Origin of the sequence: Sphingobacterium sp. UBA3549 (assembly GCF_002376635.1) — a bacterium.
Lineage (GTDB): Bacteria > Bacteroidota > Bacteroidia > Sphingobacteriales > Sphingobacteriaceae > Sphingobacterium.
The window spans coordinates 25257-45124 of the sequence record NZ_DFOE01000007.1; the positions used below are offsets into that span (position 1 = coordinate 25257).

Sequence of the window (19868 nt, forward strand, 5' to 3'; positions counted from 1 at the left end):
TAAATACATTAGATTTCAGCACAAAGGTAAATTAAAATATTAAGATTAGTGCAATTAACAGCAGGCTAAATACGCAAATACTATATATCAATTCAATTTTAATTTTCGTTTCCCAAAAATGTGCCTTATACCTTACACAAGCTGAAAAGCTGCTAGAATCGAAGCTGGATTAAAATCTATCTCATTGAGCACATTTGACCGATAGCTTCCCTTTTCCAGATACAGCATAGTAAATCCCACAAATATTGAACTACCGACAAAATCGCCACATTTAACGGTCAAGTTTTTTGCCGGTATCACATCCTATTTATACTTAACATCGTATTCCCATTCTACCTCTTTTATCTCTGTGGGCTCAAACTCATCAAAATCAAATGAGAAGGCATGAAATTTGAATACCACGGCATTGCATTTGTCAGGAAGGACCAGCGCTCTTTTGATATCAAACTCGGGGAATGATATTTTAAGATCTTTCTTCTTGTTCATGGAAACTACAGGATCGATAAAAAGCGACTTTGCTGTAAATTGCTTATGGACAAATTCGCCCCAAGTCCGCCCCCCTCCCGACTTGTAAAAAACATACAGGCACAGTGAGAGCAGCTTAAAAGGTGGACTCAACGTGGACTCACTGTACACTCAAACTGCTTACAGGGCGAACTTGGCAATAACTTGGTCTTAACTTGCCCCCTATCAAAGGGCTCCCCAGCCGAAGCCCGAAGTTAGCGTAACCCATCCCACTATACTCCATTTCTTAATTCAATTCTCTGTCTTTTTCGACTAATATTTGCATGGCTACGCTATCACGCTTAGCCTCGGGAGAGAAGCTGACCATCCCTTTTCCTTCTTCAGTAAATATAGGAATCCCTGCTTGTTCCAATGCTTTAATGTCCCTATAAATAGTTCTCTTACTTATAGAAAATCTGTCTGCTAATTCGGAAGCCGTTATTAAACGCTTGGTTTGTAACTGAGTTAAAATTGCTGTAAACCTTGAAATTCGCTTTAATTCTTTATCGTCTATATTCTGTCTTTACAATTCAAGCAACCAGTTAAACACATTCAGATGTTTAACTCCATTCCGGTCTTGTGTAAATGAGTCTGTAGTTAGTAAATATTTCGGGTAGTTGTCATTAATTTTCTCCAATGAGCCAAATTCACGTTCTACGGTCTTTTCATTGGACATTTCCCAAGCTACCTGATAATATGCTATATCGCCTCTGGGTGTTCTGCACACAAAATCTACTTCTGCATTTCGGGCTGTACCTGTCCAAATTTTATTGCCTCTACGTAACAGTTCCAGATAAACAATATTTTCCAAAATGTGTCCTCTGTCTGTAGTGCGCTCCTTACCTGTTAAGACGTTGAGCAAACCTGCATCGACCAAATAGTATTTTTCCTGAGTAGCTAATTGCTTCCTTCCTTTCAAATCAAAACGGTTTACTTTATAAAACACAAAACTTGCTGTTAGATATGCTAGATACCTTTCTACGGTTGTGTTATGGGTGGTTTGTCCGTGCTGTTTTAAGGTTTTAGCAATATTACCAGGCGAAAGCGGATTTCCAATATTGGAAGCTACGAATTTCACAATATTACCAAAAGCGCGTTTATCGTTAATCTGATGACGTTGGGTAATGTCCTTTTCAACAATGGTGTTGTAAATGGCTTCGAGATATTCTTGGATAATATCGTAACCACCTTCACGCAATTCAACGCCTTTGGGCAAAAACGTTTCATTGATGTAATCAAAGAAAAGAGCTTCATAGTTGAGGTATTTATTCGATGTATCAATATCTCTTGCTATTAAATATTCTTTGAACGAAAAGGGCAAAATAGAAATTTCTATGTATCGTCCACTCAATAAAGTTGCTAGTTCTCCTGACAACAAAAAAGCATTTGACCCTGTAATGTAAACGTCTATATTTGGCTTTACAAATAATCCATCCACCAAACGCTCAAACTCGTTGACGTTTTGGATTTCATCCAAAAAAACATAGCTTGGTTTTGACAAATCTAAATTTCCGATAATGTGTGTGTACAAACCATCTAAATCGTTGAGAAATTTATGCAGTTCAAAATCTTCAAAGTTCAGAAATACAATTTGACTTGCAGGTACACCCATTTCCACCAAGGTTTGACGATACAATTCAAATAAGGTGCTTTTCCCGCTTCTGCGTAATCCACTAACTACTTTGATAAGATCTTTATCTTTATAGGCTAATAATTTAGACAGGTATTCTTTGCGGTTTGTGTAATTTCTCATAGTGCAAAGGCATCCAATAAATCATTAAAACTTTCATTACTTACAAGTTTTAATGATTTTAAAGCTTTTTATCAATTATCAACTTATAGAAATACTAGAATTTAAGATTTATTAAAACCCATAGAAAAAGTAAATTTTACAATTTTTGGATATACCTGTGTTTGCTGTACGGTAGCGTGGTCAAGCAACTTACATACATACTCTATCCTCATACCGTTGTTCAGTGCATTGGTAGCAAATGTATGTCGGCTCAGATGAAAGTGCAGGTTAAACGGCAGTTTTAAATGCTCGCCCACTTTCTTTAGGTGTACATCGCCTAAGCGAACTTTTGAACTCAGCTGATCGCATTGTTAGCGAAGCAACCCGCGTATAAAATGTATACATTTATTACAATACTTCGCTAAGAAATCTGTGCCGAATTTTGCTAAAAATAAGCGTACCTCATTTTTGTATAAATACAAAAAAAGCCATCCAAAAATTGGATGGCTTTCTTAACACCTTTGTATAAAAGCTTATTTGATAATATCACGTAAACCTAGACCTTTAATGATCGCACGGTAACGGTTGATATCCTTTTTGTAAAGATAAGCTAATAATGAACGACGTTTACCTACTAACATTTGTAGGGAACGTTGTGTACCGAAATCTTTTCTGTTTTTTTTCAAGTGCTCAGTTAAGTGAGCAATTCTCTTAGTGAATAAAGCAACTTGACCTTCAGTAGATCCTGTGTTTGTAGCTGATCCAGCGAATTCTGCGAAGATGTCAGCTTTGTACTCTTTACTTAAATACATTTCCTGAATAATATTAAAGCGTTAAAAATTTTATTAATTGGCTGCAAAGATAGCAAAAGTATTTGGTTGCCAAAATATTTAACAAGCAAAGTTTCAGATGCTATTATACCTTTACATAGATTTTTTTCTTATCCAACCAATAGCAGATTACCCACATCAAGGTCAGAAAACACAACGAATAAACGAAGGAGCCAACTTCGGGGATTCCAGGTATTTTCGCACAGACGTATTTATAGAACCAGGCGAAAGCTTCGATGTATTGTTGCGAGCCGTCCTCTTTTAAGCCGTCAGGGATACGAAATAGTCCTAAAAAGCGTGGAAGAATACCGCTCAACACAAAGATGAACAGTGGATTTTTACCAAAAACATCAAAAAATTGTGTCAATTTATTTTTTACACCCTGCACCTCAATAAACCAGATCATGCCACCTATTGTCATGGTTGCTAAACCAGTTGTATAGAGCACATAGGAACTCGTCCATATTTTTTTATTGATCGGAAAACCTAATGCCCATATCCACGCCAACACGACCAAAATAAATCCAGTCACAAACATGCCCGCCAATAATTTAAAATGCGGTTCGTTGGAAGCTGGAACTCTGGTCCACAGCCAATCCACCTGCCCTTGTTTTTTAATAAATACACCGACCAAATAGCCAAATACAACCTGAACTACTGCTGGCAGCGTACTCATTAGCCCCTCAGGATCAAACGGCACGCCCTCGCCTCTGTAAACATGCGGTAAACCTAAAATAGCAATATCATACTTTGTGCCGAACCAGCCTGCTAAGCTATAGGGATCCGATCCCCCCGCGAATGCGCAAACAGCCCAGTATAGAAGCAAAATAGCTGCAGAGATCCAAATAATCACTTTCTCTTTAAAATAGTAGGCTAATAAAGAAGCAAAGCAATAAGCAATGGCAATACGCTGCAATACCCCAAGAATACGTATGCCCCGACTTGCATCATTTGGATCTACCCACTGTTTAAATACCAGCTCAGCTCCCTCCCATTTGATAAAAGGCCACCAGTTGATAAAAAGTCCGATGGCAAAAATCAAAATCGTCCTTTTAATTACTTTTTTCCAAAATACGGCGGGACCAGCTTCCTGTAATCGAGGTATCACAAAAGACATGGCATTACCAACTGCGAAAAGAAAAAAAGGAAAAACCAGATCTGTAGGTGTGCATCCATGCCAGGTTGCATGTTTTAGCGGCGCAAACGTATGGAGCCATGTCCCCGGATTATTTACCATAATCATCAGTGCCACAGTAGCCCCACGAAAGACATCCAAGGAGTAATAGCGTTGTTTCATAATTAGATACTATAATTAAGAGGTAAATATAAGGTATTTGATATTCATTTTTATGCGCAATTTACTATTTAATGGCATAAACAGGAGCTAGTCGGTGACAAGCTTGTTACAATAATACACCTCCTTCACGCAGTAAAAAATAAAGAAATCAAAACTTTTTAAAAAAAAACAAAAAGTTTTTGGAACTTACTTTTTTTTTAACATATCTTTAACGAAAGTTTAACCGACTTCTACTAACCATTCATTTACAATGGAAAACGAGATATTAATAAACCTTTATATTGAATCGATGCTATCAATTGCTGATCTTGCTAAAAAGATAGCGAAAAGCACTCCCTCTGTAACTAAGGTTGTTAATCACTTAATTGAGCAAAATATAATAGTTGAATGTGGATTTGCCGAGTCAACTGGTGGACGCCGACCGATTCAATATACAATAAATGAAAACTCAGACAACTATATTCTTTCAATAGCATGCGATCAGTATTTCACGACAATCTCGATTTCTGATTTGCATAATAAGGTTATTGCAGAATATCGAGATATAGCAGTAGAATTAAAAGAAAAATCTTCGCTAGATACCATACTAAATCGTGCAGAGGAATTAATCCAAAAATCTACGATATCACTTGAAAACTTTATCGGTATTGGCGTCAGTATACCTGGATTTGTCAACAGCGAATTAGGCATAAATGAATCTTACCCCAAAGCTCATGGTCTATTTAATCTTAAGCACAATATTGAGAAAAGATTTAATATACCAACTGTAATAGAGAATGATTCTCGATGTATTGCGTTGGCAGAAAAACAATTGGGAATAGCCAAAGACATTACCAGCTCTTTAATTATTAACCTTAACTGGGGTGTTGGACTGGGGATAATTATCAATAACGCTATATTTAAAGGAACCGCTGGATACGCGGGTGAATTTAGCCACATCCCTTTGGCAGATAACCAAATGCTCTGCTCTTGCGGCAAAAGGGGATGCCTAGAGGTTGTAGCATCACTCAATGCTGCGATAAAATATGTCGAGAATGATATTGAGAATGAGCAGTATTCTATTTATAGCACTTTTATAAATAGTAACGAAAATAAACTCGAAGCACTGTTTGATTCGATCAGAGTGGGTGATCAAGTTGCTATAAATAATATAGGAAAAATTGGCTATATGCTTGGAAAAGGTATTTCGACCTTAATTCATATTTTAAATCCGAAACAGATATTGATCAGCGGCCGTGGCGCTGAAGTTGGTCATATATTAGAACCGCATATTCAAATTGCGCTAAATGAATTTTGCATACCTGAGATTGCCAAAACAACACATTTGGCAATCTCGGAACTTCATAAAGATGCGCAAATAAAAGGTACGATGTGCCTCGTTGTAGAAAACCTAATACACCGAATATTTAAATCTAATTACACACAAATTAATCAGTAGAATATGAGTCTATTTTACAAAAAAACTGCAGGATTAGCGTTATGTACACTTTTTAGTGCCACATCGCTTTATGCGCAGCAAAGCATTTCTGGAATAGTTTCAGATGCGAAGGGACCTGTATCCGGGGCAACAGTTTCTGTAAAAGGAACAACTCGCGGTACGCAAACCGGAAGTAATGGGTCATTTACGATCCAAGCATCGCCGGGCGAAGTCTTACGGGTATCTATTGTTGGATACAAATCACAAGAAATAACTGTTGGTTCTTCAAAAACACTTAATATTAAATTAACTGAAGATGCTTCCGCTTTGGACGAAGTTGTGGTAACAGCAATGGGAATCAAAAGAGAGGCTAAAGCTCTTGGATACGCCTCATCAACAATAAGCTCGAAAGAGTTAACCCAAGCAGGTACGACAAACATTGGTTCGGCCCTTTATGGAAAAGCTCCAGGCGTGCAAATTAATTCCGCTCCAGGGGGAGCATCTAGTGCCGTTAACATTCAGATCCGCGGCATTAATTCCCTAAGTAACAACAGGCAACCTTTATATGTAGTTGATGGGGTAATGATCAGAAACGATCAACAGGCAGGATCAAAAGGTTTAAACAACACTGGTGGTATCACTGACCCGGGGGGGCAAGCAATATGGTCCGACAATAGAATACGTGGAAACGGTATGTTAGATTTGAACCCTAACGATATTGAGTCCATGACAATTTTAAAAGGGGCCAGTGCAACAGCGTTATATGGTTCTGATGCTGCAAGTGGTGTTATTGTAATCACAACTAAAAAAGGTGTAAAAGGAAAAGGCCTTGGAATCGACTTCAATTACACTGGTTCTATCGAAACTGCTGCGTTTCTTCCGAGATTACAGTATGAGTACGGACCAGGATATGATGCTGCTACTAATTTACAAGTAGGCGGTACGGAAGAAGGCTGGATGACAAATCCACTCTTCCCAGGTGACAGACTCTTGAATTACAATGCCTGGGGCCAATTTGGACCTAAATACGATGGTAAAGATGTTCGCTGGTGGGACGGTTCGTTAAGAAAGTACTCCGCTAATAAAGGCAATTATGGTGATATTTTCGATACTGGACACAATAGTAATTTTAATCTAAGTATTTCCAATCAAACAGAAAAAATAAATTATAGGTTATCAGCTTCCAATATGGACTACAAGGCAATTGTACCAGGTAGTAAGATGAATAAAAGTACCTTTAATTTAAATAGTACAATCAAGCTTGCTGATCGATTGGATTTGGATGTAGTTGCATCTTATATTAATACGATTACCAAAAATAGGCCCGGTTTAATGGGAGATGTTCTCGGTTCTTATGCGGGATTTTTTAGCGGTGCTGAAGACGTTGAGAAGATGAAAAACGAACTCTACCAGACCTCCGACGGCTACAGATACAATCCTTTTGGATCCAATAGACCTGGGGCATTTCCCGTTAATTATAGAGCTCTTAACCTATTAAACTACTTTTGGCAACAAAAACGTAACAGTTATGAAGAGAAGGAAAATCGCTTTTTGGGAAGTGCTACGTTAAACTGGGGCATATTAGATAAACTAAAGTTTAGAGGTCGATTAGGAACAGATTTTACTGGATTAAATATCGAAAATAAAGAACATAACGAGTACGCTGTTCAATATAATCAAACTAATAGTACCGGTAAATTTGAGGTTTCGAAAGGAATCTATAAGATTATTTATGGAGATGCCTTATTAACTTATGCAGACAAATTATCTGACGACTTTGACTTTAGTTTAAGCGGAGGTTTTCAGTCTCGTATGGAAAACTATGATGATCAAATGTCCAGAACAGAAGGTGGTTTGGTTTCTGCAAATTGGTTTAGCTTAAATAATACCTTTGGCCAAGCTGTAACTACCCACGTTAGAAAGGAACTTATAAAATATGCCTACTTCGGTTTATTAAACCTTTCTTATAAAAACTATTTATTCTTGGAAGGAACAGCTCGTCAAGAGTATTCGTCAACATTGCCATCAAAAAACAACCCATATCATTATGGTTCCGTAAACACGAGTTTTGTGTTCTCTGATGCATTTAAATTACCTGAATTCTTTAGCTATGGAAAACTAAGAGCATCCTATGGGGTAGTTGGTAATGATGCACCAATTTATGCGTCAAATCTCGCTTTTAAACAAACATCATTAATAACGGTTAATGGTCCGGTGCCATCATTAGCTACTAATTCTTCCTATGGAAATGAAGATTTAAAACCTGAGAAAAAAACTGAAAAGGAAATTGGATTAGATTTGAAATTCTTAAAAAATAGATTAGGTCTAGATGTAAGCTATTATTCAAATTTTATCGATGATCAAATTATGCCTTTAAGTACGGCATTTTCAACTGGAGCGTCGACACAATTCCTTAATGTGGGTAAAATCTCGAATAAAGGGTGGGAAGTTTCATTGAACGGCACTCCGATTCAAACAGAAAATTTCAAATGGAATGCAAGACTAAACTTCTCAAATAACAAGTCCCGTCTAGATGAATTGATCAGTGGTGTACCAAAATTAATTTTCTATGATGCGGATCAAAGTTCCATCCGGATGGAAGCAAGACCTGGGGAGACCTTAGGAAATATATATGTGTTCCCTCGCGCGACAAATGAAAAAGGAGAATTTCTAATCTCTGATGAAGGTAATTATGTTATTGATAAGTCAACTTATGTTAAAGCGGGTAATATTATGCCGAAAGCAATCGGAGGATTATCAAATACATTCAACTACAAAAACTTTAGCTTAGACTTTACTGCTGACTACAGATTTGGAGGACAAATGATTTCCACGCCGCATAAATACGCTTACGGAGCAGGTCGACTAGAAAGCACATTGGAATATCGTGAATCAGGAATAACTTTAGATGGCGTTAATCAAAACACAGGCGCTAAAAATGATGTTCATCTTTCTGGTGCTGAATATTATATTAATAATTTTTATTGGGGAAATAATGCTTGGAATGAGAAAGCGGCTGTGCTAGACAATAATTTCATTAAGCTTAGAGAGGTTGTTATTGGATATAATCTCCCAGAATCATTCACGCAAAAATTAAAATTGAATAGTTTACGTTTTTCTCTGATAGGAAGAAATCTCTTCTACTTCTATCGTTCCATTAAAGATATCGATCCAGAAGCACCTGTTGGAAATTATTGGTATTCCCAAGGTATTGATATCGGCTCCAATGCAGCAACAAGAAGTTTTGGTTTCTCTCTTAATGCTAAATTTTAACACTTAAAGCAATGAAAAAAATTAATAAAATACTATTATTCGGAAGTATTCTTTTAACATTAGGAAGCTTTCAGTCTTGTAAAACTGAGTTAGAGGATCGTTATACGGATCCAGAACAGACAACTTTACCCAATATACCAGCATTTTTTTCACAAATACTGAATAATTCTCGTTTAAGATCGGAATATTGGCATTACCGCACTTTTATATTGATGCATCAAGCAAAATATACACAAACAGCTTATTTTGCAAATGAAAATACAATGTATCAACAAAGTGATTCTTATATTAATGACTATTGGAAAGATTTTTATTCACCTGGCATAATTGGTGTTTATAGATCAATGGAAAGATCTTATAACAACTTATCTACGGAAGAAAAGGCAAGTCGCGATCTATACATGAATACTGCTAAAGTCATTTTATTTGATCAAGCTTCAAAATTGGTTGATAATTTCGGAGATATTCCTTTTTCTGAAGCTGGAAGTCTTCCTTTAACAGATGTCATCAAGCTTGGAAAATTTGATGATCAAAAGGAATTGTATACTTTGTTTATCAATGGGCTAAAAGAAATTAATACTTTTTTGAAAACAGCAAAAAGTACATCAGAATTTAACAGAGCAGATATTCTAAACTCTGGAGATTTAACCAAATGGCGAAAATATACGAATTCTTTACGTTTACGCTTATTGATGAGAATTTCCAATGTTGATGAAAATAAAGCTAAAACTGAGATTATGGACATGCTAAACAACCCAACAGAGTATCCATTGGTTGATGGCGACAACAACGGAGATTATAGCACTGGATCACAAGATATACTTTTACAGCCTTTGAAAACGTATAACTCTAGCTTATTAGATGCACTAATAGAACTTCCAAGTTATTATGCACCTGATTATATGCTGAATACCGTTTTAAAAACTGCAAATGATCCTCGTACTGCTGTACTATTCGATAAGTTTGGAGAAACAGTAAACGGAAAATTTGTTCCCAATAAGGAATATCAAGCAATGCCCATTACATTCACTACAGCCCAAGCAGACGCACAATTCAGGAAGTATTCAGTAATAGATTCTGCAACTACATGGATCAATAATAAACTGCCTGGCGTTTTGATGACTGCCACTGAGACAAACTTAATTAAAGCAGAAGCCCAAGAAAGATGGGGTACTGATGCTGCGGCAAAAACAGCGTATGAAACAGCAGTAAAGCAGTCTGTAGGCTTCTATTATTATCTTAATGAGAGCTCTTCAAATAATGCGAAAGCTATTAAACCAAGTAGCGAAGTAATTAATAAATTTGTCACTGAATCAAACATAGCTTTCAGTGGGGATAAAAACACTAAATTAAAACTTATAGGGACACAAAAATGGTTACATTTTGGTTGGTTACAGGGCGAACAAGCATGGTCGGAATACCGAAGAACAGGATATCCAACTCTGCCAGCGTTTCCAGTTTCTACATTGAATGGATTTCAGCGTCCTCCTGTACGATTGACGTATCCTTCATCAGAGATTACTAACAATAGTGAAAACTACCAAGCTGTAAGATCTAAAGATACACGCGATACCAAAATTTTCTGGGACGTTAACTAACGCCATTTCACGCTTAATTATAGAAAGCCACCTAAGGTGGCTTTCTTTTTATCACTTTCACTATATTTATACATGCAAAAACTAAAAACCATTATATCCACTGCGTTTATCGCTTCAAGCGCAACACTAGCGTTCGGCCAGGCACATAACGTATCTGCCGGCTACCAAAAACCGACAGACCCATTAGTGATTGAAAATCTCGAACAATGGCAAGATATGAAGTTTGGACTTTTCATGCACTGGGGAACGTATAGCCAATGGGGTATTGTTGAAAGCTGGAGCTTGTGCCCAGAAGACGAAGGCTGGACACAACGAAAACCAGAGCATGGAGCGACCTATAACGAGTATGTAAAAAATTACAACAATCTACAGACTACCTTCAATCCTACCGATTTCAACCCACAAAAATGGGCTGATGCTGCTAAAGGCGCCGGAATGAAATACGTGGTCTTCACCACAAAACATCACGATGGGTTTGCGATGTTCGACACCAAGGAGTCCGATTATAAGATCACGTCTTCTAAAACACCGTTTTCGACTAATCCTAAAGCAAATGTGACCAAAGAAATTTTTAATACATTTCGCAACGACGGTTTTAAAATCGGTGCATATTTTTCAAAACCTGATTGGCACACAGATTTTTACTGGTGGAGTTACTTTCCCCCAAAAGACCGTAATGTAAACTATGATCCTCAAAAACACCCGGATCGTTGGGAAAAATTCAAAAACTATACCTATAACCAGATCAACGAATTAACCTCAGAATATGGAAAGGTTGATATCCTGTGGTTAGATGGAGGCTGGGTACGCCCTTTTAAAACAATTGATCAGTCTGTCGATTGGCAAAGAACAATCAAAGTGGAACAAGATATCGACATGGACCGCATCGGTAATATGGCGAGAAAAAATCAACCCGGAATTATTGTCGTAGATCGTACTGTACCCGGAAATTGGGAAAATTATGTTACCCCCGAACAAGCGATTCCTGAACATCCTTTGGATATTCCATGGGAAAGCTGCATTACAATGGGTGATTCGTTCAGCTATGTTCCCAACGACAACTACAAACCAACCAAGAAGCTTGTAGAAACATTGGTGAAAATTATTTCCCGTGGCGGAAACTACCTATTAAACATAGCGCCTGGCCCTAATGGAGACTACGACCAAGCGGCTTATGATCGCTTGAACGAACTGGCAGCCTGGATGAAAATCAATCAAACTGCCGTGTTTGCAACACGGACGATTGCCCCATATCACCAAGGTGACTATTACTACACCCGAAGCAAGGACAGTAAAGTGGTCAATGTATTCCATCTTTCTGAAGGTGATACTTACCAACAGCCCAATGAATACGTTTTCGAAGTACCGGATAATTTTAAGGTAAAAAAGATTGCTATTTTAGGTCATAAAGGTAAATTGGACTGGTCTCAACGTGGTAACCAAATTACATTGAGAAGCCCCGGCACACGATTTAACTATGCTACCGCAATCCAATTGCAAAGCAAATAGAATAAAATTGCGCTGCATTAAAAGCAGCGCAATTTTAGCATGTTATAAAGTCACCAGTTAGGAGTGACCGCCTGTACATTTTGGTCCCCAAAAGCTTCTACACAGGCAAAAGAAAATGATACTTAAACCAACGAGTCAGGTTTTTAAACCTTCAATTCCAATGAAAAAAATCACCGTATTTTCGACACTATTCGCGCTGCTCCTATCTTCTTGCGCCACCTACAAACCACAAATTCTCCGTTCAGAACAAATTTTCCAGGCAGGTGAGGTTCCATTCAAGCAATGTCATGCATCCACCATTCAAGTCATCGGAAAAGACAGCTTATTGGCAGCCTGGTTTGGCGGCACACACGAATCTAACCCCGACGTGGTTATCTGGAGCTCCCTATATCACCATGGGCAATGGCAGCCTCCTGTACAGATTGCAGACGGCATCTTTGGCGACACCCGCTTTCCAACATGGAACCCGGTCTTCTATCAATACCCACACAACGACACCCTCTCTTTATATTATAAAATAGGGCCCAACCCGAGAGAATGGAAGGGGTATGTTAAACATTCGCTAGATAAGGGTACTAGCTGGTCGGAGGCGCAACAATTGCCTGAAGGTATATTAGGACCTATCAAAAACAAGCCTATCACCTTGAAAAACGGTCTGCTTCTCTCCCCTTCCAGCACGGAATCCAAGGAAGAAATTTGGAAAGCACACGTCGAAATTAGCCGGGATCATGGCCGCTCGTGGTCCGTCAGTCCGATTCGCCCTGATACGAGTGTCCAGGTGATTCAACCCAGTATCATCCAACATGCCGATGGCCGTATTCAGGTCCTCTGCAGAAGCAAAGAAAATAAGGTGATGGCGGCTTTTTCAAGAGATCAGGGCCTTACCTGGAGCCCTTGGGAAGCAACCAATTTACTCAATCCAAATTCAGCCACTGATGCTATTCGTCTGAAAAATGGCCTCTTTATGATCGTCTTCAACCCGTCAATCGCTGGCAACGACTGGTGGGAAGGACGCACAAAACTCCATGTCGCCATATCGAAGGATGGTTTACTGTGGAAAGATGTCTTAACCCTAGAAGATGGTGTAAAGAACGACGAGTATTCTTATCCAACAATCATTCAGGACGCCAATGGTCTTATCCATATTACGTATACGTGGAACAGGAAAAATATTAAGCATATTGTACTGAGGTAACTTTCTTGAGCAGAAACAGCAGCAGTAGATCCGACCAGGAAGCCAAGCTATCAATACAGCAAAAAGAGACTGTCTAACATTTAATCTAAATCGCTGTGGATCGGATATCCGAAATAGTACAGGAGTTTGAAATGACACAGTAGGTAGTTTCAACGACCAACATTAAAAAAAATGGGGCGGTCCAAAAAAATTGGACCGCCCCATGTCATATTTCGTGTTTCGAATTTAATAATCCTTCGTTAATTCCAATGCTCCTTTCAGTCGGATATCGTCCGAAGATGCACCGACCAACAGTTTAAACTTACCTTTTTCTGTCTTCCATTCGTTGCTTGCATTCCAGAGTTTCAGATCTTCTTTGGTCAATTGAAAAGAATAGCTTTCTTTCTTCCCTGCTGTAATATTTCGACGCTCAAAACGCTTCAATTGCATGACTGGCGTCACAACCGAACTCACCTCATCCACAACATATAACTGAGCAACTTCATCGCCAGCTAATTTTCCCGTATTAGCAATATCAAACGACACCGTACAGGTAAAATCATGCGCAGACTCATTCAAAGAAATCTGTAAATTAGAGTACTCAAAACTGCTGTAGCTCAATCCATAGCCAAACGGATATAATGGACTGGCCGACATTTCTACATAGTCGTGATGTTTGGGTTTTGTATGATTGTAATGTACTGGTAGCTGCCCAACTGACCGAGGTACTGAAATCGGTAATCTTCCTGCGGGATTGTAGTCGCCAAACAAGACATCGGCAATAGCCAAGCCTCCTTCTTGTCCTGGATACCAAGCGTTCACAATCGCAGGTACATGTTCCGCTGCCCAATTCAAGTTTAACGGTCTCCCCATAATTGTTACAAGTACAACGGGTTTTCCTGTTGCCTGTATTGCCTGCATCAATTTGATCTGATCGCCCATCATATCTAGCGAAACGCGGTCAAAGCCCTCTCCACTCTCCATATCACTCACGGTATTGGGGTCCACATTGGCTGCTCCGGTTGCCTGATAGGAGGTTTTAAAATCACGTGCGCTTGAACCTCCTAAAACTAAAATCACCGCATCGGCCTCTTTAGCAGCTGTTACGGCTCCAGCGATATCCGAATGACTTGTATCCCGTATTGCACAGCCTTTAACATAATCAATTTTGGTACTTTTACCAACTGCAGACCGGATTCCCATTAAGAGGGTCTGAATTTTACCGTCGGCCTGTGGCGCGGTATAATCGCCCAGCTGATTATAAGCATTGTCAGCATTAGGACCTATAACGGCTATTCGATTCAACGATTTATTCAACGGTAGAAGTTGCTGATCATTTTTTAGCAAAACAATCGACTCGCGGGCTACTTGCCTCGCAAGCATTTTATGCTGTAGTGTAGCGACTTTTTGAGCAACTAATTTCTCATCCACATAAGGTTGATCAAAAAGGCCAAGATTGAACTTCATCCGCAATACACGGGCAACTGCCGTATCGAGAACAGCAGATTCAACAAGCCCTTGCCGCACAGCCTTAAGCAAATTTGAACCATAGCCAGTCCCGCTTAAATCAACATCCAATCCCGCATGAATACTTTGCGAAGCAGCATCTTCGCCAGTAGCAGCAGTAGCGTGACCGCCGTTGAGACCCGATATGCTCAATAAATCCGACACAACAAAACCGGTAAATCCCCAGTCTTTACGTAGAACGTCTTTTAACAACCAAGGATTTGCTGAACAAGGAATACCGTCTATACTGTTATATGCGGTCATGACCGACCCAGCGCCTGACTTTACAGCACGCTCAAAAGGCGGAAGGAAATATTGCCTGAGACTCCGCTCGCCAAATGACACGGACTCGCCATTGTGCCCTCCATCTGGAGCAGCGTAGGCGACAAAATGCTTTAATGTACCTATTATTTTATCGCGTTGCCCTAACTTCTCGCCCTGAAAACCACGGATCATTGCAGTTCCCATTTGTCCAATCAGGTAGGGATCCTCACCATAAGTTTCTTCCGTACGTGACCAACGGGGATCTCGCGCTAAATCAAGCACAGGACCGTATCCGTTTTTACCGCCTACTGCATAGGTCTCCTTAGCGATCGTCGATGCCATATCCTGAATCAACTGCGGATTCCAGGTACTCGCTTGCCCAATAGCAGTAGGGAAAACGGTTGCACCAATGGCCATATGTCCGTGTGGCGCCTCCTCAGACAATAATAACGGAATCCCCAGTCGTGTACTATCCACCATATAACGTTGGATCGCATTTGTAGCACGCGCAGCTTCTACCGGGCTCAAACCATTCAATAAGGTTTTCTGTGTCCAAGGATCGGCTCGCAATGTCGCCCACAATAACCCAATATGCTGCTCTTTTGCCGCTTTCCGTAGTTTATTGCTAATCGTTATCTGCTTTCCATCTTTCGTATACATTTCCCAGCCAAGTAATTTACTCAACTGCCCAACCTTCTCCTCCACAGTCATTCTTCCCAATAGATCACTTACCCTCTTTTCGGTAGGTAAAGTACGGTTTTTATACGGAAATTGCTGGGCTTGAAGTTGTGGACAGAGCAATGTTCCCATTGCGGCCAAAAGTAATATACGGACTTTCATAAGTGGATTGTTGTTTTTCTATTTCTGTGCTTTATCATGGTCCGGATTAGCACAGCACTAGGCTATGCAACCGGTTTCCAAAACACTAAATTAACGATTTAGCATCAATAATCAAGTTAAATTTTGATTCCCCTTAGAGCACTTCACGCCACAGACCTGGCTGGTCGGTCTGAATGAGACGCACAAACGGATATTTTTCCAAGAAAGACCGATAAGCCATGCTTCCACTCTTTGCCGCTTGATCGTCATATTCCCCCAAACTATTCATCCAAAAATAAATGCCCTGTTCGCGCAGCTGTTCGAGTTCTTCGATTTCTATAAACGACTCATCAAGATGGACAACCGTCGTTAATTTCATCTTGAGTATAGCCGCTAGGTCTGCCATGCTACGTGCTCTGGGGAACAGCGTAATCGTGGGATTGAGTTTGTAAATCTTCGGCATGTCTTTGTAATCGTAAAGGAAAAACAGTACTTGGTCTTCCATCCCCTCCTGTTCAATAAGCGTATAAGTTGTCTTCACAAATTCTTTCCGATCCTCCTTAAAATCCAGATCAACAAGGATTTTACCCTTTGCTACACGCAAAGCTTCTGATAAGGTCGGAATCACATGCTCCGATTCTCCTCCATGGGCCTGGGTACGTAAGTGGAGCTTTTGAAGCTCAGCATAGGTATGTTTGGCGACCTCTCCTTGTCCCGTTGTCGTACGGTTCACTGTTTTATCATGCATCAGCACCAGTACACCGTCTTTGCTGGCCCGTACATCGACCTCTACGACGGAAGCTCCTTGTCGAATGGCCTCTTCAATCGCAGCAATTGAGTTTTCTGGCTGTTTCAAATGAGCGCCCCGGTGCGCTGCAATGTGAACACTTTGTTGATTTAACTTTTTTATCAAATCAGCCGACTGACCATATACCGCTGTTGTCAGACACACTATCATACTCAGTAAGATAGTAGAAAATAAAATCTTTTTCATTGCTATATCGCTCTTTTTTCAAAACTTCTATTTTTTTGTCATTTCAAAAGAATCAAACAGCTGACCATTCAGCGTGTAGCTTGAAAAATAAAGCTTATTGTTATTCAGTTTAATGACCTGATATAGTTGCGTCTGTGAGGTTGCGCGATCCATCCAGCGTTCGGAATCTGACGCATACATTTTCGGTCCGGCGACGGATAAAACGTAAATAGGACGCTTTTTACCAAGCCCTCCACGTGCATAGGTATGATCATGTCCCTGAAGGACCAAATCCACTCCATATTTCTCAAAAATAGGTTTAAAGCGTTCTCTCAAGATGGTATTGTCACGATTTTTAGCCGTAGAGTATACGGGATGGTGCATGACAACAATGTTCCATTTTTTTGGTGATGATGACAACACATTCTCCAGCCATTTTTCCTGTACTGCTGCCGCGGTGGAGTCTAGCATAATCAATTGAGAATTTAGGGAAATCATTCGCAGATCCTGATAATCCAAATAATAAACAGCATCCTGCATGTTCTCAGGGCCATTCTTAGGCAAGTTGAACTGTACTTTCCAATGCGGATCCAATACCAGCTTGCCAAGCGAGTCGCGGCGGTACTCGTGATTCCCCGGTGTTGGTATAGCCGGAATTAGCTGATGTATAAATCCTGCGGCCTCATGCCATTCTGCCCACTCTTCGTCGGCATTCGAGCGATTGATCAGGTCGCCGGCATGAACAATAAAGCGAGCATTCGCTTCCTGTTGAAAAGCACGACGGATGGCACGTGCCCATCGTGACCGTAGGTCATTCTGCGCATCGCCCAAATAGATAAACGAAAAGGCGCCAGAATTCTCCGCAGTTCTGAATTGATTCCAGGAACTCCAAATGGTGCCATCGCCTACCCGATAGGCATAGACGGTTCCGGGTTTCAGGTCACGGAAGGTTACCTGTCCATAGGTATCGGCTTGTTGCCCTTGCTCGAGAGACACTCCTATTCCCTGTACTGAAATCGCTTTTGCTTCAAGTTCAGGATTACGCTGTTCTTCAACAACCTGACCAATAATTTTAGTCTTATCGGCATTGACACGCCACGAAACAGACTGCGTGTGGCTGGGATCATCGGACCAGGTCAATGTAATCCGGTCTGGCTGCTTATACGCGTTGGCGGTCTGGCTTTTTGCTTCAAATAAAGTACAGCAAACGCCGATGACAAGTAGAATATGTTTTATTTTCATTTTTATATTGATTTTATAAGCGATTGAACCGCTTTGTTTTAATGACTTTCCATGTTACGATCAGTCCTTACCATGGCTTATTAGTTCCTTGTAGTAACCAAGTTTTTGACCATGCACTATTTTCATTATCTGCCTGTGAATATGCTGTCTTTTCAATACGCTTTAAGGCCTCTTCTGCATTTTTTTGATTCACACTCATTTCGGTTTGCATATAAGGCACACGCACAGGAAGTTGTGTACGAATAGCTGCGGGCCCTGCTTTGAGTGCAGGATATCCCGTCCTTCTATAATCAAACCACGATTGTGCGGCAGTTGACCAGCTTGCGATCCATTTTTGTTCAATAATTTGCGCTTGGCTATTTTCAAAAATCACCCCTTTCTGACGGATATAATTGGAATATTCTGTTGCCTTACCCCAACTGGTCAAAGATTCTTGAATGGCACGCTCATAATAGGTTTTAGCTGCCTCAGGCATCTTCCATCCTTTCCAGGCGGCCTCCGCTAAAATGAAATTTACTTCTGAAGCCGAAAGTAGTCTAGCCTTCAATAAACTTCCTTTTGCCGAGCGGTAGCTATCATTTAGGTAAGAAACATGTGGATTGATTGAAGTCTGCCCTGGCGTCGGATTAAGGTTGTAAGCCGAGGGATTTTTAGAAACACTTGGCGGCAATCCAACATATTCTTTGTCTGTATCTACAGGTACCCCTTTGACTATGTCAGGCGACACAACACGAACACCGTTGACGATCTTATCTGTCCCTGAGGGCTCGCTACTGCGGATCTCAATGGGGATATCAATTTTTCTTGCCCAAACCATTAGACGAGGGTCGCCAAGTTCCTGTAGTCGATCGACCAATGTGGCACACATTTTCATTCGTCTAAAATTACTGCCGCTGGCATCATACAACGTATTGGAAGGCCAGGAATCATTCGCATTATTTCCAACAAAATCCATGAGTACATCATCTGTCGAACTAGTAATTAATGGAAATTTGTCTGTATTGGCAAGCATACTTTCAATACCCTGTTTGGCAAAAGCCGGAGACTTTTCCGAAAGACGCATGTAATACCGCAAAGCTAACGAGTTGGCAAATCGCCGCCATTTAGAAGCCTTACCTCCAAAATACACATCCGCATTGGCTAGCACCTCATAAGAGGCATCAGGCCGCGATAGGATTTCATTAGCCTGTAACAATTCGTCGATTATACCCCTGTAAATAACTTCCTGGCCGTCATATTTCGGAAAATTATATACTGCATCTCCGATTTCCGCCTTTAACGCGTCGGTATAAGGCGCATCCCCCCAAAGATCACTCACCAGTCCAAATAAATAGGCGCGCATCACCAACGAAACTCCTTTATGGAAATCCAGTCCTAATTTCTCCGCTCGTCTGCGCATAAGCTCATTGTCCCGTAAAAAGCCATAATAAGCATCCCAGCTCAAAATTCCCCCAGTCCATTCATAATCATTATGTGAATTGAACCAGGCATCTAATTGCGTATGCTGCATCACTCCGCCCAGATCTGAGAAACTTAGTTCATTATATTTCTTTGCCGCCCCTGTTAATATTGTTGGCAATAAAAGATTGGGATTTGCATCCTCTTCACTTACCCCATTCGGATTAATATTAAGTTCGGTCAGATCTTTACAAGCTGAAATATTCCATACGATTCCAAGGCCCACTAACGCCATGGTAAAGCGCTTCAACTGATTTTTCATTTATGTCGTG

Annotated in this window: 15 protein-coding genes and 1 pseudogene; 5 read left to right on the forward strand and 11 right to left on the reverse strand. The window is 40.2% G+C overall.

Annotated elements, in window-relative coordinates; genetic code table 11:
- Positions 1–132 precede the first annotated feature (132 nt).
- The 7 genes and pseudogenes from B2W36_RS04255 to B2W36_RS04285 all read right to left on the reverse strand — a co-directional run bounded on the left by B2W36_RS04255 (position 133) and on the right by B2W36_RS04285 (position 4363).
- Positions 133–300 carry a hypothetical protein gene (locus B2W36_RS04255; protein WP_293886525.1) on the reverse strand — a complete coding sequence of 56 codons (168 nt, stop codon included), beginning with the start codon at positions 298–300 and terminating at the stop codon, positions 133–135.
- A gap of 3 nt (positions 301–303) precedes the next feature.
- Complete coding sequence (locus tag B2W36_RS04260) at positions 304–618, reverse strand: hypothetical protein (protein WP_293886526.1); 315 nt, start codon at positions 616–618, stop codon at positions 304–306.
- Between the two features lie 214 nt (positions 619–832).
- Positions 833–1018 (reverse strand): annotated as a pseudogene (locus B2W36_RS04265) (helix-turn-helix transcriptional regulator); the annotation flags it as partial.
- Between the two features lie 9 nt (positions 1019–1027).
- Entirely contained in the window at positions 1028–2257 is a 1230-nt protein-coding gene (locus B2W36_RS04270) for an ATP-binding protein (RefSeq protein ID WP_293886527.1), read from the reverse strand.
- Positions 2258–2358: 101 nt separating this feature from the next.
- Complete coding sequence (locus B2W36_RS04275; RefSeq protein ID WP_293879554.1) at positions 2359–2553, reverse strand: tyrosine-type recombinase/integrase; 195 nt, start codon at positions 2551–2553, stop codon at positions 2359–2361.
- 216 nt (positions 2554–2769) lie between these two features.
- Entirely contained in the window at positions 2770–3048 is a 279-nt protein-coding gene (gene rpsO / locus B2W36_RS04280; protein WP_293879553.1) for a 30S ribosomal protein S15, read from the reverse strand.
- A 103-nt stretch (positions 3049–3151) separates the two neighbouring features.
- Positions 3152–4363: an acyltransferase family protein gene (locus B2W36_RS04285; protein ID WP_293879552.1), complete on the reverse strand. Its 1212-nt coding sequence runs from the start codon at positions 4361–4363 to the stop codon at positions 3152–3154.
- Between the two features lie 250 nt (positions 4364–4613).
- Between B2W36_RS04285 and B2W36_RS04290 the strand changes: the two genes are divergently transcribed.
- The 5 genes from B2W36_RS04290 to B2W36_RS04310 all read left to right on the forward strand — a co-directional run bounded on the left by B2W36_RS04290 (position 4614) and on the right by B2W36_RS04310 (position 13355).
- Positions 4614–5801: an ROK family protein gene (locus B2W36_RS04290; RefSeq protein ID WP_293879551.1), complete on the forward strand. Its 1188-nt coding sequence runs from the start codon at positions 4614–4616 to the stop codon at positions 5799–5801.
- 3 nt (positions 5802–5804) lie between these two features.
- Positions 5805–9053, forward strand: a complete 3249-nt coding sequence (locus B2W36_RS04295) for a SusC/RagA family TonB-linked outer membrane protein (protein WP_293886528.1) — start codon at positions 5805–5807, stop codon at positions 9051–9053.
- An 11-nt stretch (positions 9054–9064) separates the two neighbouring features.
- Positions 9065–10651 carry a SusD/RagB family nutrient-binding outer membrane lipoprotein gene (locus B2W36_RS04300; RefSeq protein ID WP_293879549.1) on the forward strand — a complete coding sequence of 529 codons (1587 nt, stop codon included), beginning with the start codon at positions 9065–9067 and terminating at the stop codon, positions 10649–10651.
- Positions 10652–10723: 72 nt separating this feature from the next.
- Positions 10724–12160 (forward strand): alpha-L-fucosidase, encoded by a 1437-nt coding sequence (locus B2W36_RS04305; protein ID WP_293886529.1) that lies wholly within the window; start codon positions 10724–10726, stop codon positions 12158–12160.
- A gap of 160 nt (positions 12161–12320) precedes the next feature.
- Complete coding sequence (locus B2W36_RS04310) at positions 12321–13355, forward strand: sialidase family protein (protein ID WP_293886530.1); 1035 nt, start codon at positions 12321–12323, stop codon at positions 13353–13355.
- Between the two features lie 225 nt (positions 13356–13580).
- Here B2W36_RS04310 and B2W36_RS04315 read toward each other — a convergent pair whose 3' ends face one another.
- The 4 genes from B2W36_RS04315 to B2W36_RS04330 form a co-directional block, all read right to left on the reverse strand.
- Positions 13581–15944: a glycoside hydrolase family 3 N-terminal domain-containing protein gene (locus tag B2W36_RS04315; protein ID WP_293886531.1), complete on the reverse strand. Its 2364-nt coding sequence runs from the start codon at positions 15942–15944 to the stop codon at positions 13581–13583.
- Between the two features lie 133 nt (positions 15945–16077).
- Complete coding sequence (locus B2W36_RS04320) at positions 16078–16917, reverse strand: glycerophosphodiester phosphodiesterase family protein (protein ID WP_293886532.1); 840 nt, start codon at positions 16915–16917, stop codon at positions 16078–16080.
- 27 nt (positions 16918–16944) lie between these two features.
- Positions 16945–18138: a purple acid phosphatase family protein gene (locus B2W36_RS04325; protein WP_293886533.1), complete on the reverse strand. Its 1194-nt coding sequence runs from the start codon at positions 18136–18138 to the stop codon at positions 16945–16947.
- 67 nt (positions 18139–18205) lie between these two features.
- Positions 18206–19858 carry a SusD/RagB family nutrient-binding outer membrane lipoprotein gene (locus tag B2W36_RS04330; protein WP_293886534.1) on the reverse strand — a complete coding sequence of 551 codons (1653 nt, stop codon included), beginning with the start codon at positions 19856–19858 and terminating at the stop codon, positions 18206–18208.
- Positions 19859–19868: the final 10 nt, after the last annotated feature.